Annotated in this window: 19 protein-coding genes and 2 tRNA genes; 6 read left to right on the top strand and 15 right to left on the bottom strand. The window is 46.1% G+C overall.

The window, feature by feature from the left end:
• From ACHAL6_RS10670 to ord, 12 genes are all read right to left on the bottom strand, one after another.
• Positions 1-90: transfer RNA gene (locus ACHAL6_RS10670), tRNA-Ser, on the bottom strand.
• A 115-nt stretch (positions 91-205) separates the two neighbouring features.
• Positions 206-1,390: a carboxylate--amine ligase gene (locus ACHAL6_RS10675; protein WP_395270655.1), complete on the bottom strand. Its 1,185-nt coding sequence runs from the start codon at positions 1,388-1,390 to the stop codon at positions 206-208.
• Between the two features lie 160 nt (positions 1,391-1,550).
• Complete coding sequence (locus ACHAL6_RS10680) at positions 1,551-2,798, bottom strand: DUF1015 domain-containing protein (protein ID WP_395270656.1); 1,248 nt, start codon at positions 2,796-2,798, stop codon at positions 1,551-1,553.
• Between the two features lie 17 nt (positions 2,799-2,815).
• Positions 2,816-3,727, bottom strand: coding sequence for a D-2-hydroxyacid dehydrogenase (locus tag ACHAL6_RS10685; protein WP_395270657.1), 912 nt, complete (start codon positions 3,725-3,727; stop codon positions 2,816-2,818).
• A 27-nt stretch (positions 3,728-3,754) separates the two neighbouring features.
• Positions 3,755-4,837 (bottom strand): 3-phosphoserine/phosphohydroxythreonine transaminase, encoded by a 1,083-nt coding sequence (serC, locus tag ACHAL6_RS10690; protein ID WP_395270658.1) that lies wholly within the window; start codon positions 4,835-4,837, stop codon positions 3,755-3,757.
• Between the two features lie 278 nt (positions 4,838-5,115).
• A complete protein-coding gene (locus ACHAL6_RS10695) occupies positions 5,116-6,192 on the bottom strand; it encodes an alanine racemase (protein ID WP_395270659.1) in 1,077 nt (358 codons plus the stop codon).
• Positions 6,176-7,567 carry a GlmL-related ornithine degradation protein gene (locus tag ACHAL6_RS10700; RefSeq protein ID WP_395270660.1) on the bottom strand — a complete coding sequence of 464 codons (1,392 nt, stop codon included), beginning with the start codon at positions 7,565-7,567 and terminating at the stop codon, positions 6,176-6,178. Before ACHAL6_RS10700 ends, ACHAL6_RS10695 begins: the two co-directional genes overlap by 17 nt.
• A 24-nt stretch (positions 7,568-7,591) precedes the next feature.
• The gene (gene oraE / locus ACHAL6_RS10705) at positions 7,592-9,790 is read right to left on the bottom strand and encodes a D-ornithine 4,5-aminomutase subunit OraE (protein ID WP_395270661.1); all 2,199 of its coding nucleotides are present in this window, start codon (positions 9,788-9,790) and stop codon (positions 7,592-7,594) included.
• Positions 9,790-10,158: an ornithine aminomutase subunit alpha gene (locus tag ACHAL6_RS10710; RefSeq protein WP_395270662.1), complete on the bottom strand. Its 369-nt coding sequence runs from the start codon at positions 10,156-10,158 to the stop codon at positions 9,790-9,792. Before ACHAL6_RS10710 ends, oraE begins: the two co-directional genes overlap by 1 nt.
• 29 nt (positions 10,159-10,187) lie before the next feature.
• Positions 10,188-11,612, bottom strand: coding sequence for a 2-amino-4-oxopentanoate thiolase subunit OrtB (ortB, locus tag ACHAL6_RS10715; RefSeq protein WP_395270663.1), 1,425 nt, complete (start codon positions 11,610-11,612; stop codon positions 10,188-10,190).
• Entirely contained in the window at positions 11,605-11,913 is a 309-nt protein-coding gene (gene ortA / locus ACHAL6_RS10720) for a 2-amino-4-oxopentanoate thiolase subunit OrtA (protein ID WP_395270664.1), read from the bottom strand. The genes ortB and ortA overlap by 8 nt, the downstream gene beginning before the upstream one ends.
• 16 nt (positions 11,914-11,929) lie before the next feature.
• Positions 11,930-12,961: a 2,4-diaminopentanoate dehydrogenase gene (gene ord / locus ACHAL6_RS10725; protein WP_395270665.1), complete on the bottom strand. Its 1,032-nt coding sequence runs from the start codon at positions 12,959-12,961 to the stop codon at positions 11,930-11,932.
• Between the two features lie 387 nt (positions 12,962-13,348).
• Between ord and ACHAL6_RS10730 the strand changes: the two genes are divergently transcribed.
• On the top strand, positions 13,349-14,011 hold the full coding sequence (locus ACHAL6_RS10730; protein WP_395270666.1) for a VTT domain-containing protein: 663 nt from the start codon (positions 13,349-13,351) through the stop codon (positions 14,009-14,011).
• Positions 14,012-14,077: 66 nt separating this feature from the next.
• Here ACHAL6_RS10730 and ACHAL6_RS10735 read toward each other — a convergent pair whose 3' ends face one another.
• Entirely contained in the window at positions 14,078-14,749 is a 672-nt protein-coding gene (locus tag ACHAL6_RS10735) for a hypothetical protein (RefSeq protein ID WP_395270667.1), read from the bottom strand.
• A gap of 196 nt (positions 14,750-14,945) precedes the next feature.
• Here ACHAL6_RS10735 and lgt point away from each other — a divergent pair, with 196 nt between their 5' ends.
• The 5 genes from lgt (at position 14,946) to ACHAL6_RS10760 (ending at position 18,752) form a co-directional block, all read left to right on the top strand.
• On the top strand, positions 14,946-15,734 hold the full coding sequence (gene lgt / locus ACHAL6_RS10740; RefSeq protein WP_395270668.1) for a prolipoprotein diacylglyceryl transferase: 789 nt from the start codon (positions 14,946-14,948) through the stop codon (positions 15,732-15,734).
• Between the two features lie 144 nt (positions 15,735-15,878).
• Positions 15,879-17,321, top strand: coding sequence for a bifunctional metallophosphatase/5'-nucleotidase (locus ACHAL6_RS10745; RefSeq protein WP_395270669.1), 1,443 nt, complete (start codon positions 15,879-15,881; stop codon positions 17,319-17,321).
• Positions 17,322-17,637: 316 nt separating this feature from the next.
• A complete protein-coding gene (locus ACHAL6_RS10750) occupies positions 17,638-18,072 on the top strand; it encodes a hypothetical protein (protein ID WP_395270670.1) in 435 nt (144 codons plus the stop codon).
• A gap of 71 nt (positions 18,073-18,143) precedes the next feature.
• Positions 18,144-18,554, top strand: a complete 411-nt coding sequence (locus ACHAL6_RS10755; RefSeq protein ID WP_395270671.1) for a hypothetical protein — start codon at positions 18,144-18,146, stop codon at positions 18,552-18,554.
• Between the two features lie 123 nt (positions 18,555-18,677).
• Positions 18,678-18,752, top strand: a tRNA-Arg gene (locus ACHAL6_RS10760).
• 375 nt (positions 18,753-19,127) lie between these two features.
• On the opposite strand, the gene ACHAL6_RS10765 is transcribed toward ACHAL6_RS10760, so the two are convergent.
• The gene (locus tag ACHAL6_RS10765; protein ID WP_395270672.1) at positions 19,128-19,628 is read right to left on the bottom strand and encodes a hypothetical protein; all 501 of its coding nucleotides are present in this window, start codon (positions 19,626-19,628) and stop codon (positions 19,128-19,130) included.
• Positions 19,629-19,814: 186 nt separating this feature from the next.
• A complete protein-coding gene (locus ACHAL6_RS10770; RefSeq protein ID WP_395270673.1) occupies positions 19,815-20,216 on the bottom strand; it encodes a type II toxin-antitoxin system HicB family antitoxin in 402 nt (133 codons plus the stop codon).
• Between the last annotated feature and the right edge of the window lie 49 nt (positions 20,217-20,265).

The raw sequence follows: 20,265 nt of genomic DNA on the forward strand, positions 1-20,265 counted from the left end.
TGGCGGAGAGGATGGGATTTGAACCCATGATCGAGTTTCCCCGATACACACTTTCCAGGCGTGCGCCTTCGACCACTCGGCCACCTCTCCATATAGGCTGCTCGTAAAACTGAATCTACGAGCAACACAGTTAATTTTAAAGGAAAACCTTCCTGAAGTCAACACTAAATGAAGGATTATTTATCCTACTTTTTTCAATCTTTCTTCAGGACCGGCCAGATCTTTTCCTTACCTTTCCATAGACCATCTTCAGAAAACCGAAGGCGGGTTTCGGATCGGTGAAACTCCAGATTGCTGGGGCTTTGCGCCTGAAGAGAGACTTCATGATCTGGCCCTTTGTAAGCTGCCCGGCACGGACATACTCTCTGATGGCCAGGAGATCCTCGTAAAGATATCTGAAATGGATTCCGGTATCATAGGTCCTCTTTTCCTTCTCGATCTTCTCTCCGGTCATTTCCTTATAAGCCAGGAGAGGAAAATTCACGCCTGCTTTTTCAAGAAGGCTGTTGAGATTCGTGGTTCTGGTATTGATCTCGATGAGGTAGTATTTTCCGGTCTTCTCATCCTTCTTGTACTCTATTTCTCCGAAACCCTTGTATCCGATATTCCTGTAGAATTCTCTGCTCATCTCATGAAGCTCCGGAACCAGTCTCTGCTCTGTATAAACGGATGCGCCGAAATTGATGGGAAACTGCCTATGCTTCTGACAGGTCATCCAGTGGGTTACTTCAGAATCCCTGTCAAGATAGGCATCGTAGGTGTACATATGATCATCAAACCCTGGAATGATTCTCTGAATGACCCCATCGAGTCCGCTTTCTCTTATGGTATCTCTGTACTTCTCCAGTTCTTCGCTGCTATGCAGAATGAAGTTCTTCACACGGAACTTCGCCACAAACATGGTGGATTCCGTAGGCTTTAAGATACATGGATAACCGATGCTTCTTTCCACTTTTTCAAAAATAGCCGGATCGTTCAGCTCCACACTTTCCGGAATGGGCATACCGTATTTCACTGCCAGCTTTTCCAGCGTATCCTTCATCATGATGTCCGTCCATTTCCCTTTGACATCCATGGGGAAAAGATACCCTTCTTTCAGTGCATCGAAATTTCTGTCGATGAATTCCACATAAGGGTCTCCACTGGGGAAAAGCACAGGTTTCTCTTTCTCTTTCTTCGCATAATCCACCATGAATTGAAGCAGTTCCTGTTCATTCTTCTTGTAATGAGGAACGATAATCTGTTCCTTGAGATATCTCGAATCCGCTCCATAGGTATTCTCCCTGGCATAATCCAAGGCCACCGTATGAATGCCCTCTTTTCCAAGACATCTGATGATTGACAATCCTATATAATAATTCGAACCCAGAATCACAGCTTTATTTTTCATCTATTCGTCCTCCATCTGATACTCTACACATTATAAACCATAATGCTCTCCCTTGCATAGAAAAACAGTTGTCGCAGTTGAAGCCTGAAGAAGAAGACTGCCTGGCATATCCTCTATAAGGATGCGCGCTCAGGCAGTCTTCTATCACTATATTCTTTCTCTAGTCCAGATCATGGAGGAACAGTCCGCTTCTCAGCTTCGGTTCAAACCAGGTGGATTTCGGAGGCATGACCATGCCCGCATCGGAGATGGAAACCAGATCCATGATGGTTGTGGGATACATGGAGAATGCCACCTTCATATCCTTCGCCACTCTTCTCTCCAGCTCTTCCAGGCCTCTTATACCACCGACGAAGTCGATTCTCTTATCCACTCTTGGGTCTTCGATTCCCAGAACCGGCTTCAGCAGATGGTCCTGCAGAATCTTGCAGTCCAGTCTCTTCAGCGGATCTTCATCGAATACGATATGCTCCTTCGCTGTGAGCTTATACCACTTCTTGTCCAGATACATACCGAAGGTATGCTTCTCTTCTGGTCTGTATGGACCTTCCCCTTCGTAAGGAGTCACTGTGAAGTTCTTTTCGATGGTCTTCATGAACTCCTCACTGGTGCAGCCGTTCAGATCCTTCACTACACGATTATAGTCCATGATTCTCAGCTCGTTGCTTGGGAAGATCACGGAAAGGAAGTAGTTGAACTCCTCTTCTCCCGTATAGTCCGGATTATGTTCTCTTCTCATCATGCCCACTCTTACTGCAGAAGCCGCTCTGTGATGACCGTCTGCGATATAGAGGGACTCCACGCCGCTGAATTTTTCAACAAGCGCTTCGATGATCTCATCTTCCAGGATCACCCATGCCGTATGTTTTACACCGTCTTCCGCCACGAAGTCGTAAATGGGGTCATGGTTCTTCTTGTAGTCTTCAATGATCTTTGTGATCTCTTCCTTATATACATAAGTCAGGAAAATAGGACCCGTATGGAAATTCGTCACATCCACGTGACGGATTCTGTCCGCTTCCTTTTCCGCTCTTGTGAACTCATGCTTTTTCACCACATTGTTCTGATAGTCATCGATGGATGCCAGTGAAACAAGACCGGTCTGAGGATGCCCATCCATCACCAGGGTGTAGATGTAGAGACCTTTCTTCTCTTCGCGTACCAGCGTGCCTTCTTCGATGAACCTCATGAGGGTTTCACGCGCCTTCTCATAGACTCTCTGGTCGTAATGATCTATGGATGGATCCAGATCAATCTCCGCCTTGTCCACATGGAGAAAGCTATGTGGATTGTCCTTGACCATTTCTCTTGCTTCTTCTGAATTCATTACATCATAAGGTAGTGCAGCAACCCGATCCGCAAGATCTTCGTGGGGCCTCACTGCCTGAAAAGGTCTGATTATTGCCATGCTATTACTCCTTTATGCTACGCGAAAAACGCTTTGATGATGGACACGATTTCTTCACCGATTCTCAGCTGAGCTTCTTTTGTGGAAGCGCCGATGTGCGGTGTCAGTGAAATCCTGTCATGGGTGTAGATTCTCTCATTCTTTGTAGGCTCTTCCTTGAATACGTCTATGGCAGCCGCAGATACCTTCCCGCTGTCCAGCGCATCGCAAAGAGCGTCCTCATCGATGAGTCCACCTCTGGCTGTATTGACCAGATATACGCCGTCTTTCATCTTCTCGATCTCTTCCTTGCCGATGAGATGTGGCTTGTCCGCAAGCTTGGGCATATGAAGAGAAATGAAATCCGCTTCCTTATAAAGCTCTTCCAGTGTCACATATCGGTTGGGTTCATTTTCAGGCTTGTGCCCGCTTCTGTTGGTGTAGATGACTTTCATACCCAGGGCGTTGGCTCTGATAGCCACTTCTCTTGCGATTCTTCCGAATCCGATGAGTCCCAGAGTCTTTCCTGAAAGCTCGATTCCACTGTACTTCTTCTTGTTCCATTCTCCTTTTCTCATGGTCACATTGGCACTGTGCATGTGTCTGGAGATGGTGAAGAGGTGCCCTATAGCAAGCTCTGCCACGGATGCACTGGATGCATTGGGTGTATTTCTGACGGCTATGCCTTTTTCTTCGGCATATTTCACATCGATGTTGTCCACACCGACGCCACCTCTGATGATGAGCTTCAGTCGTCCTGTCTTCAGTGCTTCATCTATAAGCGGTTCTCTGATCTTTGTTGCAGATCTTACAACAATCACATCAAATTCCTTGATTTTCTCATTCAGCTCCGGAAGTTCGTAGTGCTCATTGACGACTTCATAGCCTAAGTCTTCTAATGTACTGATGGCACCTTTTTCCATTCCGTCAGCGGTTAATATTCTGATCATATGATCTCCCCCTTGTATAACAGATTTCTATGAATTGACAGCTTCGAATTCCATCATGAATTTCACCAGTGCTTCCACACCTTCCATAGGCATCGCATTGTAGATGGATGCTCTCATACCACCGACGGATCTGTGACCCTTGAGGTTGGAGAATCCCTTGGCAGCGGTTTCCTTCACGAACTTCGCATCCAGTTCCTCGTTTCCTGTAAAGAACGTCACATTCATCATGGATCTGTTTTCCTTCACCACATTGGTCTTGAAGAGCTTGCTTCCATCCAGGAAGTCATACAGCAGAGCAGCTTTCTTTTCATTGTGCTCCTTCATGCCGGAAAGACCACCCATGGAGTCTACCCAGTCAAGGACCAGCCCCAGGATATAGATGGCATAGGTTGGTGGTGTATTGTACATGGATTCCGCTTTCACCAGTTCATCATATCTCATGAGAACCGGTGTCTTTTCCTGTGGCTCTCCTACCAGATCCTCACGGATGATGACAACTGTAAGACCAGCAGGTCCCATGTTCTTCTGTGCCCCTGCGTAAATCAGGCCATATTTTGACACATCCACAGGTTTTGACAGAATGCAGGAGGACATATCTGAAACAACGGGTACTCCGTCAGTTTCCGGCAGATAATTATATGTGGTTCCGAAAATCGTGTTGTTTTCACAGATGTGCAGATAATCCGCATCCTTGGAAAGGTTCAGTTCTTCCTGGGTTGGAATGTGACTGAAGTTGTCTTCCTTGCTTGTGGCAGCAAGATTGATTTCGCCGTACTTCTTCGCTTCCTTGTACGCCTTTCCTGAGAAACTTCCTGATACGATATAATCCGCCTTTCCGTTTTTCACCAGAAGGTTCATTGGAATCATGGAGAACTGCAGTGTAGCTCCTCCCTGAAGGAACAATACCTTGTAGTTGTCCGGAATGGACATGATCTGTCTCAGCTTCTTCTCCGTGTTTTTGATGATGCCGTCATATACCTTGCTTCTATGGCTCATTTCCATGACGGACATTCCTGAACCCTGATAATCAAGCATCTCGGCAGCGGCTCTTTCCAGTACACTTTCAGGCAGCATGGATGGACCAGCAGAAAAATTAAAAATTCTTGACAATGTAATCGCTCCTTTTAATATGTATTGTTTCGTTACAGTACTTTCATTATGTCATCTAACAAAATATTGGTAAACCTTATTTTACAGCATAAAAATGAACCATTTCTAAATTGGCAGAAAAGTTCCGGTCAACAAAAAAATCTCGAAATTAAAACTTGTAATCATTTACACAATACTGAATTGTTTGAAATATATTTTCTACATTGACATTAGAGATTTTCCACCTCTCATGGCCAATTCGAGATCAGATGTATCTCAATCATGGAAATTCACCTTTTTCAGCGGTCTTCTTTCTCAATATAGACCTTCTCCACATAGGGAGAAGTCATGGCATTGAGAAGACCCCCGTATTTCACATAGAAGACGATGATATCCCCCACCTGATAGGCTTCCTTGTCCTTAGACAGATCCACGATGAGGTGATCGGAGCTTGCGCCCAGAATACTGAGATTCGGATTCACCGGAATGATTCCCGATGGATCCACATCCTGCTTCCCCAGAGCCAGAATGGCACGCCTTATGATGCCACGGTCTTTATGATGCGGAATGTTCCCGAAGGCATCTCTTCCGATTCTTCCATGAGGAACGGAAGGTTTGTCTTTCAGTTCAATGATCTGCGCTTTTAAAATGAACGCATCTTCATGCAGTCCGTCAAAACGCTCTCCAAAGGCCGTTTCCTTCCCGAGAAGAATCACTTCTCCCAGTCTCAGATTGTTGATGCCCCTGGGAATTCCATTCTCCTCATTGATGAGGTAGATACTGGAAGAGCTTCCTCCGGAGACAATATCAATCTGAAGATCGTACTTCACCCGCATGGTTTCTGAAATCTCCACCAGCCTCTGAAGCGTGGTCTGCTCCGGAATGACACCTCCGAAACAGGTGAGATTCACCCCGAATCCTCTGATGGCTACACCTTCAATCTGCACCGCTTCCTTCACAAACTGCTCCACTCTGTGATACCGGATTCCTTCCCGGTAATCCCCCAGGTCCACCATGATGATGACTTTGTGCTCAATTCCCAGCGAAGTGGCTTCCTTTCCAATGAGCTTCAGGGTATCAAGCTCTGAATTCAGGCTGTAGTCGCAGTACTTCACCACATCATGGATTTCACTCTGCATGGGCAGCCTTAAAAGCACCTTCTCTTTGGGGAGATCCTTCAGCTTGATGAGATTCTTGATTCTGGCATCTGCGATATAGTCTGCTCCCCCATCAAGAATCGCTTTGGCGATCCTCGTTTCTGCCGTGAATCCCTTGGTCACGGCCATGACACTGATTCCCAGCGGTTTCAGCAGTCCGTTTACTTTTCTTGAATTATCTTCCAGTTTTTCCAGATTGATTTCAATGCACGGATACATCAGCTCCACCTCCTTTTCCCTCTATTCTCAGACTTTTCAGCATCAGCTTCAGCGCCGCTTCCTTATACTGAAGGGAAAGAACCCCTAGAGAAGCCAGCAGATAGTCCGTATCCAGCAGCACCTCTGCTTCCTTTTTCGGATACAGCTTCTGCCCTCTGCCCTGCAGATGGATGTCGGATAGAATCTCATCCATATTCTCCAGCCTTGTGAGGGCTCCTCCTGTACCGATGATGTATTTCACTTCCGTCAGGTCTTTCCCTTCCGCCACCGTCTTTCTTCCGGAAGATTCCCCGTAGAGATTTCTCACGGTACCTGCATGTCTCTCCACGGAAGCAAACACCGCTTCCCTGGTCAGTCTTTTTATGATTTCCTTCTCAAGAGACGTTTCCGGTATGGGCTTCAGCCCATGAAGATCAATGCCTGGAATCTTCAGCTCCTGACAGATCTTCTCTTCTCCGATCCGCAGAATGAGATTCTTCCTGTTCACATAAACCCCCAGGTCCCCTTCCACCGTTCTTTTCGCTTCAGGCTCCGGAGAAAGGAGAATCCGACTGATCTCTTCTGAGCCTCGGGTCACCGAGTGGACATCTGTGGTGGCACCGCCCACATCGATGATCATGAGATCTCCCAGGACCTCCTTCAGCACCTTGGCGCTTTCCATGACAGCACCAGGTGTAGGAAGAATCCTTCCATTGACCAGTTCATGGACTTTTTCCATGCCTTTGGCATGGATGATGTTCTCTTCAAACACTTCCTGGATGATTTTTCTTGCAGGCTCCACCTGAAGCACATCCACCTGGGGATACACATTGTCCGTCACATAAAGCTTACCCTGATACCCATCAAAGATTTCTTCGATGTCATCCCGATTGTCTATGTTCCCGGCATAGATCACAGGGACGGTGAGACCCATCTCCAGAATCTTCTCCGCATTGTAAAGAGCGGTGTCTCTTTCTCCATGGTCCAGGCCGCCGGCGATCATGATGATGTTGGGATTGATTTCCATGATTTTCCTGAGGTCGGATTTTTTCAGTCTGCCGGATGTCACAAGCCTTATGATGGCGCCCGCGCCAAGAGCAGCCTCCCTGGAAGCCTTCACAGTCATGTCATGGACCAGCCCGTGAACGGTCATCCGTAGACCACCTGCCGCACTGGAGGTGGCCAGAAAACGGTCATAGGTGATTTCCTCTAAGGCAAGCTTCATTCGAAGATCTTCCATGGCCTCCTGAAGGCCCAGGGTCACATCACCTTCTTCCACCGAAGTGACCCCCTGACCCTGACCGAGAAAGACAGGATTCTCGCTCTCCAGATTATGAAAGGCATTGACCACTGTGGTGGTGCTGCCGATTTCTGCAACCAATACATCTATTTTCATCTTTCGATTCCTCCAGAAGGGAGATTACTCCTCGCCTCTAAGTTCTCTTCTCTTTTTCACCAGGAACGTAGCTACATGAGATCCCTTGGTTCCTCGTCCAAATCCCATATCCAGTCCCGTATCCAATGCCAGATCACTGATGATCTGTGTTCCGCCACCGAGGATGATGAGCTTGTCTCTCACACCCTTTTCAACGGCCGTATCACAGAGCTTCTTCAGGTTCTTGTAGTGTATGTTGTCGTGGCTTATGATGGTGCTGGCTAAAATGGCATCGGCATCAGACTCTATGGCCGCATCCACCAGCTTCTCCACAGGCACGGAGGTGCCCAGATAGATGGATTCGATACCGTATTTTTCAATTCCGCCATGCTTGATGTCGATGATTTCTCTCAGTCCCACGGAATGCTCGTCATTCCCAAGGGTTCCTGCAACAATCTTCATGGGATGCTTTTCGATGTCTGCTCTGATTTCCTCATCTGAGAACACTTCGGGTTTTTCAGGAATCACAAGGTCCTTGGCATCCAGTGAAAAGGCTACTCTTCCCTTGATTTCAACTAAGGTCCCTTCCGCTTCCTGAAGCACTTCCTTATGCACCACTTCCACATCCAGAAGCCCCATCTTTCTGCCGATTTCAACCGCCGCGGCTTCTGCGGTCATTTCATCCACCGGAAGCATCATGGTCTGAAGAATGACGCCATCTCCTGCCCATTCCACTTCAGGCCGGATATGCTCTCTTGTGAAATACTTTCTGGTTTCTTCCAGTCTTCTGTTCACATTGTCTTCCGGGTCCAGTTCATCGATATAGACGATCTTTTCCCTATGCTCCAGTGTATCTCCACCTATGGCATCGGAAGGACTTTCGTACTTCTCCTCCACATTGTTGTATCCGAAGAATCCGGTAACAGGTGCAAAATAGTCCTCATCCTTTTCAAAGACCGTATCCGCCGCAAGGCCTCCGTCGATCTTTCTCACGATCCCGTCTCCGTTTCTTTCAGGATAGTAGCCTGAATCCACAAAGAATCCTTTTTCCACGGCATTGAAATATCCGCCCGCTTCCAGAATCTCTTCCAGGAAGAGCACTGCTCTTTCCTTGATTTCTCTTGTCTTGTCTCGAAGGAAGCCGTCTTTCTTCAGCTCGATCATTTCCATGAGTCCGTCCATGCCCTGGAAGGCCTGCTTGGCTGTGGCCAGCGCTGCGATATTGTTGTAGTTCCATGGCACATTACGACCCTCATCCGGTGTGATGGTGGACTGGATATCTGCCCCTGTAAGCTCCGATATGAGAAGATTCAGGACGTGGGTCACCGTGGCTTCTCTGGTGTCGGATTCCATATATTTCGTGTTCTGCTGGGCACGGATACGATATTCATCGAAGAATTCCCTCAGTGCCACCGCATAGGGAAGATCCAGGGTCATGGAAGGCGCCGGCGGCGCGGTAGGCGGTACCGTACTGAGGCATATGTTTTCCTTTTCCATGCCCACCTTCACGGAGAATACGGAGTTTAGCGCATGCTGCACCATGAGCTCAGGCAGAACCTTATAGGCTTCTCTGGCTGTGGCATTGGCATTATGGGCTCCGTCGATCTGCGCCATTTGTGCAAAAGCCATGACTTTTTTCGCATAGCCCGCATCCACAAAGGACCGGACCATATTGATGTTTCTGTAGAGCACGTTGTACTGCGGATCCTGATGGGCTCCATTGACGCCTTCTTCCGCAAACATCACGGCAATCTCAGGACCAGCCACACCTGACACATAGGAGTGATAGTTGATTTCTCTGCCCACTTCCTCTTCTATGAGATCCAGTGCCTTTCTCTGGGCTCTCACCTGTTTTCTGGTGATGGGAATGCCGCCTATGCCTTGAGGCGTTCCTTCGATGAGTCCGTCATAATGGCTCTGACCTGCAGTTCTGATGACCATGATATGGTCAGCACCATGCCAGGCGGCCATCCTCATTCTTCTGATGTCGTCCTCGAACCTGCCCGATGCGATTTCAGTTGTGATGACAGCCTTTGGCTGAGGATCGATGTTTTCAAAGTACTTGGCGGAGGGCAGGCTTTCACTCTGGGTAAGCGGCCTGCTCATCTCCTTGTAGGTGAACTGTCCCATGGTAAGATCCTTCACCGGCTCTCTCCAGTGCCATCCGCGCCTTTTGGGGATGTAGCTTTCCAGATCCTTCAGGACCTCTTCCACATTCAGTTTTTCGTTCTTCTGAAGCTTCATTATTTCCCCCCCTTGAAGATATTCTGCGCAATATCCAGATGTTTTCCTTCAGCCATTTCATGACCGACCTTAAGATAATCTTCCTTCAGTTTTTCCGCTGTCTTCACCACGATGTTTCCTGCACCTTTGCCCATAAGTCCCAGGTCCAGCACATGATTCACGATGTCCTGAGCCTCCAGGCTTGAGAATCCCATCCGTAGCAGCACGGATCTTTCCACAGAAGGAGATGTGCTTTTCTTTGAAAGTTCAATGAGCGGTTCCACGATTTCCTCCGCCAGAGAGAAGAATCTCCTCTTAAGCTCTTCCTCGCTGAGCTGCGCCAGATGCGCTCGTCTTGCATTAAAGTCGTCTTTTCTTTTTTCTGCCATATCTATTTACCCCTACTCTCTCATTTGTCTTATAGAACCACATTTACACCAAGAAGCTGAAGCTCCAGCTTCACAAAGTCATAGGATGCCCTGACTTCTTCCATCAGATAGAAGAGGTCAAGCTCCGTGACTCTTTCAATCTTTTTGTCTGCCACGATATTCTTAAGGAGTGACCGTTTCAGGTTTTCAAGATCCACTGATCTTAACCTGATGTCTTCCGGACGCTCTGGAAGAATGATGTTCTTTCCTGGAATCTCTTCATCGGAGTTTCCGAAGAAGACCTTCACGCCTCTTTCCCTTGCAAAGGAAAGCTGCGCCAGAGGATGCTTTCCGGCACCTGTATATTCCGTCTCCTGCACCACAAGAATATCCGTATCCTTCATGTCTCTCGCCATGGCGAAAGCCGCGGTGAGGGAAGTGTTTCCTGCTGGACCTCTTTCCAGTCCTTCGAGCTGCGCCAGAGCTTCTGTCATGTAGAATACCTCTCCCTGCTTCACCAGATAATATTCATCCATGTATCTCAGCGGCCTTGCGGCGCTTCTGGGCACATCGCTTCTGTCCGGGAAGGTGGCAAAGGGAATCCCGAATCCTGTATGGCCGGTGGTGAAGGACTTTTTATTGAAGTCCACATCCGAAGCCATATGAAGGCCCTTGAGATCCACACTGACGCCGATGACTCTCGTCTCTTCCGCTCCGGCCTGTCTCAGCCCCCTTGCTGTTCCAGTGAGGTTTCCGCCTCCTGCATGGGTAACAAGCACCGCTTCCGGGAATTTACCGTATTTCTCCTTCACTTCTTCCGCAATCTCATAACCCAGGCTCTCCACGCCGCGAATACCGAAGGAGGAATAAAGGGAGGCATTGAAATAGCCTGTCTCCTCCAGAATGCTTAAGAACGTGTAGAACAGCTCCGGTCCCACGGTGAGTGAAATCACTTCCGCACCCAGTGCTTCGCATTTTCTTCTCTTCTCCAGAATCTCCGGCTGACCGATCCCTTCACTGTCATAGCATTCCTGCACCACGATGCACTTCAGCCCCAGCTTTGCAGCCTGGGAGGCCACCGCCGCTCCATAGTTACCCGATGTGGCAGTAACAACGCCCTTGTATCCCAGCTCCTTGGCCTTGTACACGGAAAGGGAGGCTCTTCTGTCCTTGAAGCTTCCGGAAGGATTGCCGGCCTCATCCTTGATGAAGATCCGCGCTCCTTTGCCGGGCTCCGAGAATTTTCTTGCAAGGGCTGTTAGATTTCGCAGCTCCACCAGGGGTGTATCGCCCACAGACACTTCCCTCTGGATTCTTCTGATGTCCTCCATGGTGAGATCCACATCTTCCATCATGGTGTCATAATCAAAGGCGATGTCGGAGAGTTCATACTCCTCATAATCCACACCCAGCGCCTTCTTCATAATCTCATTCTTTCTTGCCATCACCGCAGCATAGCTTTTGTCTCTACTCATGGTCCACCTCCAGCATGGCACGCAGATCCTGCCCGATGGTCAGAAGCTCCGGTATGAAAGTCTCCCCGTATCCATGTTCATAGACAGGATTCTCTTTGATCAGTGTTCCTTCCACAATCCTTCCGGTCACGGTTCTGATCTTCACTCTTTCCCCAAGCTCCGCTTCTTCCTCAAGAAGAAACCCTTTGAGCCTCATTTCCAGAGGCACTTTCCTGGTCTCTTCAGGAAGATTTCCTGTCCTCTCTTCGGGTTTCAGTATCGTATCATGGATCTCCACCCATGTTTCTTTTCCTATCTTCATATCTTTATCCTTCTTTCTACTTCAGATGGTTTCTGAAATCATCCATGATGGCATGGGTCACTGGAATATCCGTCATGGTGATGAGTCCAGGGTCCGCATTCAGCACATGAGGAATCACGTTGACTGCCGCTGCTATGGTTCCGATGCCGCCAGGCACTTCCGGTCTGATGGCCATGGAAAGATCCGGATCTCCGTGGATTTCGATGTAATCTCCCGTATCGATATCCTCCATGTCCGGTCTCACCTGCTGGGGATGTTCCAGGGTGATCACAGGTTTCCCGTCTTTCAGTGCCACTGCGGTGTGGTTGCATCCGCAGACCATGCCCGCTTCCACCACCACATCCCTGGTTTCTCTGCGGACACTGGTCATGATAGGCTCTCTTGTCTGCCTGATCTCGTCATAGGTCAGCCCCAGAGACTTTGCGATCATCGGAATGGACTGCATGAAGCCCACATGCCCGTAGATGCTGCCATCAGCCACACCTTTTTCGAAGGCCTCTTTTGACAGTCCCACACCCTGCTCTTCCATGACAGTGAGTCCGAAAGGCGACAGGTCATTGACTCTTCTGGCAAAGATATGATCCACACGTCTTACGCCAAGGGAAAGCTGTATGATCAGCGTATCCAGTACAAAGCCAGGATTCACACCTGTTCCCATGACCGTGACGCCGTTTTCCTGAGCCATTTTATGGATTTCCTCTGAAAGCGCAGGCTCCGTCACATAAGGATAGGCCATTTCTTCCGCTATGGTGATGACATGGACCTTCTTCTTTGTGAGAAGACGGATTTCCTCCACCACGCCCTTCACGAAGGAATTGATTGCAAGAATGCACAGATCCGGCTTCACTTCATCCAGCAGCCTTTCCGCATCACTGTATACCGGAACACCCATGGTCTCTTTTCCAAGGAAAGTGCCCAGATCCACTGATTCCGTCACTCGTTTTTCGATGGCCCCTACCACTTCCACCCCTTCTTTGGTGAGAAGCATCTCTACCATACCTCTACCCATGTTTCCTAACCCCCACTGGACAACTTTAATTTTTTCCATCTGATTATTCCTCCTTCATGCAGAATTTACACAGCATAATCGTCAAGAATGTGGAGTTACAACGAACTCCACTTTCCAATCAATTATATTTATGAATAATTATGTATTAATATCAAGTGTTATTTATTGATATACCGTTTATGCAATGTAAACCTTTTTATTCATCTGATTATAGAATAACAAATAAACCGCTCTTTTGTAACCCCTCAAAGGGTTCTAACTGTTCTTTATATTCATTTCACAATTCATTTCATGCAGTATTCTGGGGCTTCCGGAAACACCAGCAGAAAGACTTCAAGAAAATGACAGAATATTTTAAAGAAAAGTCCACCAACAGAGCACCTTTTTTTCGTACAATGGTATCAAGAACAGTTTTAGGAGATTTTTATGGACATTGGAGAGATTATTGATTTTTTCATGAATCTGGATGGTCATATCGTGGACCTCATCGAATTTTTCGGCATAGGGGCTTACGCCATCCTCTTTTTCATCATATTTCTGGAAACCGGTGCGGTGATTCTGGCCATCCTTCCCGGAGATTCGCTTCTGGTCGGTGCCGGTGCCTTCGGTGCTACAGGAGACCTGAATATCGTGGCACTGCTTCTGGGCTTTTTTCTGGCCACAGTGCTTGGGGATATGCTGAATTTCAAGATCGGACAGATTCTGGGAAAAAAGTATCACAGAAGCAAATATGAGGACAGGTCCCTATTCAAATTCATCAATAAGGAGAACTTTGAAAAGGTTCATGACTTTTTCTCTAATAAGGGACGAAGGGCTTTTCTCATTTCAAGATTCATCCCCATCGCACGTACGCTAACGCCTTTTACCGCGGGTTTCACGAATGTCAACTTCCTGGACATTTCCCTCTTCATGTTCATGGGAAATGCCTTCTGGACTTCCCTCTACGTGATGATCGGATACTTCATGGGCAACATGGATTTTCTTGATGGTCGCTTCTTCTATCTGATGATCATCATTTTCATCATCTCCATGATTCCCGCATCCTTTTTCTTCATCCGGAACAGGATCCGGGCTTCCGTCAGGAAATAGGGAAAACAAAAGAATCACTGCAGGCTTATGATTTCAGCTTGCAGTGATTCTTTTACATTATCCTTATTATCTTAAGATCGTCTCTCTGAGGTTTGGCACATGGTCATACTCTATGGTCTCTCCGTCCAGTGTGAAATGAACACCGTCAATCCAGACACCGCCGTACTCTCTCTGCAGGAATGTTTCCGTAAGCGCTGTTTCCGTAACGAGACCACCGGTGGACCCCTGGAAGTAATCATATACCCAGCTTGGTGCACCCACTTCACCGGATCCCTCTTTCAGATCCACATAAAGGATGTCTTTGCCGTCTTCTTCCTTGATTTCAACCGCTTCCATGGTCAGTCCCTCAAAGACCGCCTCACCCAGCTCCAGACCCATCATGTTCATTTTGTTGATCAGCGGCTCGTCTGTCTTCACGACAATGGTGGAAGCCTGAATCATGGTTCCGTCTTCTTCTGCCCCAAAGATCGGCAGCTCCTCTTCCTCTTCTTCCATCGGATTTTCTTCAACGGGTTCTTCAGGTGTTTCTCCTGATTTCAGTGTTTCTATTTCCGCTTTCAGCGCTTCGTTCTCTTCCATAAGCTCCGCGTTGTCCGCTTCCAGCGTCATGATCTTATCTTCAAGCTTCGTTATATCACCCTTCAGTGCTTCCAGATCTCCCTCTGTCTGATTTCCGCATGCCACCAGTAAAGATAGCGCCATCAGGATTGCCAGAATTCTCAGCATGTTTTTTCTCATATTTCATTCCTCCCCAGGTACTTTATTTCTGTCTTGTGTCTCTATTATATCAAATTTAAACCTTAATATATGACAAACTGATTATTTCACAACTTTTAATCCCCTCAAAGCCTTGCAGTCAGGCTTTCAGCAGAACTTAAGGTTATTATAAAAGAGTATATGATATAATGATAGAAAAAATCAGCGAGGTATAAATATGGATCCAATTGCATTTCAACTATTCGGCATTCCCGTCATGTGGTACGGTGTCATCATCACCATCGGTGTACTGGTGGGATTTGTCGTTCTCTACTATAACAGTAAAAGAAGCAGAGGTGTGGTCAGTTTTGATGATGTGACAGACGCCTTCCTCTACGCCTTCCCTCTTGCCTTGGTCGGTGCCCGCGTGTACTATGTGATCTTTGAACTGGACCAGTATGACACGTTCATGGAGATGCTGGATTTCAGAAGTGGCGGCCTTGCCATCCACGGTGGAATCCTTGGTGCAGCTCTTGGGATCTTCATCTACAAGAAGGTGAAGAAGAAGTCTCTCACAGAGATTCTGGATATGGTCGATGCGGCAGCGCCAGCCATGATTCTTGCCCAGGCCATCGGACGATGGGGAAACTTCATGAACCAGGAAGCCCACGGCGGACCTGTTTCAGAGGAGTTCATCTCGAGATTCCCAGCCTTCATTCAGGAAGGTATGCTCATACAAGGCACTTACTATCATCCCACTTTCCTTTATGAATCCGTCTGGAACGTCCTGTGCTTCATCGCACTGATGATCCTCTTAGGAAAGAAGAGAAAGCATGATCACGGTATTGTGCTCTACGCTTATCTCATCCTTTACTCCATCGGAAGATTCTTCATCGAAGGCATGCGAACAGACAGCCTCATGTTCCTGGGTATGAGACAGGCTCAGCTGATTTCAGTGGCTTCCATCATTTTCGGTGTCATCATGATCTACATCACTCGAAATAAAGCGGCGAATCTGCCAGATTAGTGCAGAAAACAGAATCATCGTCATTTCAGAACTCAGCAGATCTGCTGAGTTCTTTGTTTTGCCACAGCTTATTAAAAGATTGGTTCCAGAGAGTCTATAATTGTCTCCTATAATGAGGATAATCAAAAAACTTTGAAGGAGTGAATGGAATCGATGAAAAGGCTCACGATACTGCAGATGAATGACCTCCATGGTTATCTGGATCTTCATAACGAAGTCTATTACGACGAAAGCGGAATCAGGCTGGCAAAAGCCGGAGGACTCCCCAGAATCAGAACCATGGTGGATACCATCCGAAAGGAAACGGGAGAAATTCTGTTTCTTGATAACGGAGACACCTTTCACGGAACCTACGAAGCCGTGCATTCGAAAGGCGCTGATCTGGTTCCCCTGCTGAATGATCTGGCTCTGGATGCCATGACCTTCCACTGGGATATTGCCTATGGACCGGATGTACTGAAAGAGCGTGAAAAGGAACTGGATTATCCTATACTTGCCATCAATGTCTATCATAAGGAAACAGACGCGCTGTATATGAAGCCCTACATGATCCAGGAGGTTTCTGGCATCAAGGTTGCTGTCATCGGCATCGCCTGCAACATCATCGACAAGACCATGCCGAAGCACTTCAGCGAAGGACTCTATTTCACCAATGGACTGGAAGAACTTCCAGGGTATATTGAAGAGGTGAAGGAAAAAGGTGCGGAGCTTGTGGTGGTCCTATCTCATCTTGGTTTTCCTCAGGATATGGAGCTTCTCACAAGAATAGAAGGAGTGGATGTTCTCATCAGCGGCCATACCCATAACAGAGTCCATGAAGTCGTAAGGGTGAACGATGCGCTACTGATCCAGTCCGGCTCCCATGGCTCTTTCCTGGGCAGACTGGACCTGACCCTCGGCGAGGATGGCGGAATCACTGATGTGAAGCACAGGCTCCTGGATGTCTCCGAAGATGTGTCCGAACATGAAGAGACAAAGCAGCGTATCGAGACAATCATGGCTTCACACAGGAAGTTTCTGGATGAAGAAGTCGGAAAGACCCGCGTGGTTCTGCACAGAGGAACGAGCCTCGAGTGCTCCATGGACAATCTTCTCCTGTCCTCCCTTCTGAAAGAGACCGGTGCTGAGATGGCCTTTTCCAACGGATGGCGCTATGGTGCTCCGGTAGATGTTGGACCTGTGACAAGAAGAGAGCTTCATCAGATCATCCCGGTGAATCCTCCGGTTTCCACCTGTGAGCTCACCGGAAAGGAGCTTCAGGAAATGATCGAAGAGAATCTGGAAAAGACCTATTCCAGGTCCCCACTGGATCAGATGGGCGGCTATGTCAAAAGAGCCCTGGGCATCCGAGTCTATTTCAAAGTGGAGAACCCCTATGGACAGAGAATTCAGGAAATCTATGTAGGGGAGAAGAAACTCGAACCAGACAAGGTATATAGGGCATGCTACGTCACCAATCAGGGCGTACCGGAGAAGTATGGAAGAAATCATGAGAAGCTTCCCGTAAAAGCCATCGATGCACTGGAACACTACCTGAAGGAGGAGACCTTCGAACTCTATGAAGCTGACACCTATATACTGATTTAGGAGAACAACCGCCATACTTTCAATGGTAATATATTGTACAACAACGCTTTTCCTTCAGTATTTCAGGCAATAGATAGTATCTGAATTATTCAAAACTGATGTGATTCTTACAGATAAATTATGTATAATAATTGATATAGGAAATACTTAGTGAAAATCCTACTGTGAGCCAGCCAAGTAGTATGTTGAATGGGAAAAGGGAAAAATCTGCAAGGGCACCTGCAATGGAGCTTTTCCTGATTGTCCCGCTGTGCCATTGAAACCTGCTGAATAGATCGGATGTATAAAAATGATAGGCTGCCCGGGGAGTGTGTTCATGAACAGCTGGAAAAATGAGAATAGCACAAAACTGCAGAGACTTAAGATTTCGGATCTTCTGAAGCAATATGGCAGCTATAGGCTGAACCATCCCATTGAAGGCCTTACAAAAGGTCAGGCGCATTATCTCATTGACGCTCTTCTGAGCGGAAACCTGGAGAAACTGATAGAGAAAAAGGTGCTCCTTCCGGTCCATGGAGAGACTCCACCTGAATCAGGTTTTATCGCTTTAAGCAAACCGGTGAAATACAGAGTCTCAGGCGGCGAACATTTCTTTTCCTATACGGATTTCAGAACTGCTGTCAGCGGAAGACTTCTGGACTACAAAACGGAAGGTTCCGAAATCCTTTATCAGATCATTGAGGTGGAAAAGGAGATCAGCCCTGAGGTCTTGAAAAAATACAGTCTCACCATCAAGAAGATAGAGGACTGAGCACTGGAATAATCCGATTCTTATACCATCGATCACCAAGAGATAAAATATATTATATGAGGAGTTACAACATGAATGAGCATATTGAAAAGGTCGCTTTTCCTGATTCCTGCTATAAACCCATCATCGATTTCGAATCCTGGAGAGTAGCAGTACTGCGATTCTGTGATGATCTCATCCCCGAGAAGATCGAAAACATGCAGAAGCATCTTGAAACTGATGAAGTCTTCGTGCTGATCAGCGGCAGCTGCAATCTGTATTCCGCCGGTACGGGGGATCTGCCTGGTGAGATCATTAAAGTACCCATGGAAATGCACAAGGGTTACAATGTAAAAAAAGGTGTTTGGCATACCCATACGCTTAGTGAAGATGCTGCCGTCCTGATTGTGGAGAATCAGGATACCTCAGATGATAATTCACCCATTTTCCCCATAACTGAGGAAATGAGAGAAGTCATCAAAGCACTGGAATATGAAGAGTAGATACTTTTAAGAGGACAGCAGAATCGCTGTCCTCTTAGCTCATCTGAATATTAATTTCCTTCATTGCGCATTTTGCTCTCATTGACTTCAACCCCTGAATATATTACAATAACTATTGTTCAAGCCTTCATAGTTAAATGGATATAACAAGCCCCTCCTAAGGGCTAGTTGTGGGTTCGATTCCCGCTGAGGGTACCATTAATATTTCCATATCCATTGAAATTCAATGGAATACAAGATTTAAAATCTCTGAAACCGAACAAAAAACCGAACAAACAGTTTTCAGAATTGTTTCAAGTGAATATGAAATCATCATTTAAATCTGATAGAAATATCAGGTTTTTTTAATGTGAAAAACCCCTAGAAGGCTTAATGCTTTCTAAGGGTTTCTATTATTCTGCTAGGCTTAAATTCTATTTATCTCATTAATTGCTTAATATAAATTAATCATCGTAAATGGCGCTAAAATCAATTCTAAGGGCTTTTTAATTCATATGTATATTTTGTCATAATACCGCCTAAATCTATCTAATCATAATTTATTAGCCCTATTTTACATTATATCAACTTTATTCATCTATCAGTTAATTTAAGAATGTAATTTGAAGTGCTTATTTCTTCTAATAGCTCTTCTAGTTCATTGCCATTAGCAGTAATCCTTTCCCTAATTTCTTTAGGATCTATATCTTCACTTAATGGGCTAAACAAGGCTTCGTAATTATCCCATAAGTAGTTAGCAATATCCGCTTCTGTCCCATATGCAAGTATTTCTGGTTCTTCATCCTGTTTAAATAAGTCCAGCGAAAATGAATACTCTGACACAAACCATTCATCTTTAAACTTAGAACATATAACAGAGTTCAATTCAATTTCGATCTCCAAATCCTCTTCTTCATCCTCATAACTTATTGGAATAAATTCTATAGATGAAACGTTCTTCTCAATTTTTGATGTATCAAATTCCAGCAAACCTTCTACAGCCTCATCAATACCTTTATAACTATCTTCTAGTGTACAAAAAGACTTTTTCCCATTATTAAGAGTAACAGTTTTAAGAACTTTGATTTTATACATTTTCAACACTCCTTACATATGTAATGATATCATAAGTTGTGCTCTCTACGCGGCAAAATCATTTCATCAGCTTTTCTTTTACCTGGTAATTGCACGTTAAAACAATTCTATAAAACGCAAAAACCCTTGTAATGCAATAAAAAGGCTATCTATAAAGCTAGATAACCTTGATTCATTATATAGCATTTACTTATTCAATCCCAACTGTTCTTTCAGTGATACCTGGAGTAAGCGGAAAAAATTAATCTTGTTCTGTTCTGCAATATCGTTCAACCATTTGGGGATTGTAAGAGTCTTTTTTACTGATCTGTTTGCTTCCTGATCCCTTACTAATGGCATCCATACATCAACCATGATCATAGCATCTCCACCACGCAATCCAATATCTTTAAGTTTTGATGCTGGAGGAATCTCTAAGACATCTCTCTCCAATACATATAAGTACCCTTCTAGAACTTCTTTTGCGTTGAATAATGCTTCTTCTTCACTTTCTCCAAATGTAATACAACCTTCTAGATCAGGAAACTCAACTAAAATATTGTCATCCCCAAATTTCAGTATAGCCGGATAAATGTACCTGTCTTTCATTCTTCATCTCTCCTTCCATAAGAGCTTTTGGATTTCTCTATTGATTATC

The organism is Proteiniclasticum sp. C24MP (assembly GCF_043951855.1).
In the GTDB taxonomy this organism is placed as follows: domain Bacteria; phylum Bacillota; class Clostridia; order Clostridiales; family Clostridiaceae; genus Proteiniclasticum.

Coding starts and splice junctions, on each gene's coding strand:
- ACHAL6_RS10675 (WP_395270655.1), bottom strand. CDS start 1,390: ATGAAAAATAAAGCTGTGATTCTGGGTTCGAATTATTATATAGGATTG.
- ACHAL6_RS10680 (WP_395270656.1), bottom strand. CDS start 2,798: ATGGCAATAATCAGACCTTTTCAGGCAGTGAGGCCCCACGAAGATCTT.
- ACHAL6_RS10685 (WP_395270657.1), bottom strand. CDS start 3,727: ATGATCAGAATATTAACCGCTGACGGAATGGAAAAAGGTGCCATCAGT.
- ACHAL6_RS10695 (WP_395270659.1), bottom strand. CDS start 6,192: ATGTATCCGTGCATTGAAATCAATCTGGAAAAACTGGAAGATAATTCA.
- ACHAL6_RS10700 (WP_395270660.1), bottom strand. CDS start 7,567: ATGAAAATAGATGTATTGGTTGCAGAAATCGGCAGCACCACCACAGTG.
- oraE (WP_395270661.1), bottom strand. CDS start 9,790: ATGAAGCTTCAGAAGAACGAAAAACTGAATGTGGAAGAGGTCCTGAAG.
- ACHAL6_RS10710 (WP_395270662.1), bottom strand. CDS start 10,158: ATGGCAGAAAAAAGAAAAGACGACTTTAATGCAAGACGAGCGCATCTG.
- ortB (WP_395270663.1), bottom strand. CDS start 11,612: ATGAGTAGAGACAAAAGCTATGCTGCGGTGATGGCAAGAAAGAATGAG.
- ortA (WP_395270664.1), bottom strand. CDS start 11,913: ATGAAGATAGGAAAAGAAACATGGGTGGAGATCCATGATACGATACTG.
- ord (WP_395270665.1), bottom strand. CDS start 12,961: ATGGAAAAAATTAAAGTTGTCCAGTGGGGGTTAGGAAACATGGGTAGA.
- ACHAL6_RS10730 (WP_395270666.1), top strand. CDS start 13,349: ATGGACATTGGAGAGATTATTGATTTTTTCATGAATCTGGATGGTCAT.
- ACHAL6_RS10735 (WP_395270667.1), bottom strand. CDS start 14,749: ATGAGAAAAAACATGCTGAGAATTCTGGCAATCCTGATGGCGCTATCT.
- lgt (WP_395270668.1), top strand. CDS start 14,946: ATGGATCCAATTGCATTTCAACTATTCGGCATTCCCGTCATGTGGTAC.
- ACHAL6_RS10745 (WP_395270669.1), top strand. CDS start 15,879: ATGGAATCGATGAAAAGGCTCACGATACTGCAGATGAATGACCTCCAT.
- ACHAL6_RS10750 (WP_395270670.1), top strand. CDS start 17,638: ATGAACAGCTGGAAAAATGAGAATAGCACAAAACTGCAGAGACTTAAG.
- ACHAL6_RS10755 (WP_395270671.1), top strand. CDS start 18,144: ATGAATGAGCATATTGAAAAGGTCGCTTTTCCTGATTCCTGCTATAAA.
- ACHAL6_RS10765 (WP_395270672.1), bottom strand. CDS start 19,628: ATGTATAAAATCAAAGTTCTTAAAACTGTTACTCTTAATAATGGGAAA.
- ACHAL6_RS10770 (WP_395270673.1), bottom strand. CDS start 20,216: ATGAAAGACAGGTACATTTATCCGGCTATACTGAAATTTGGGGATGAC.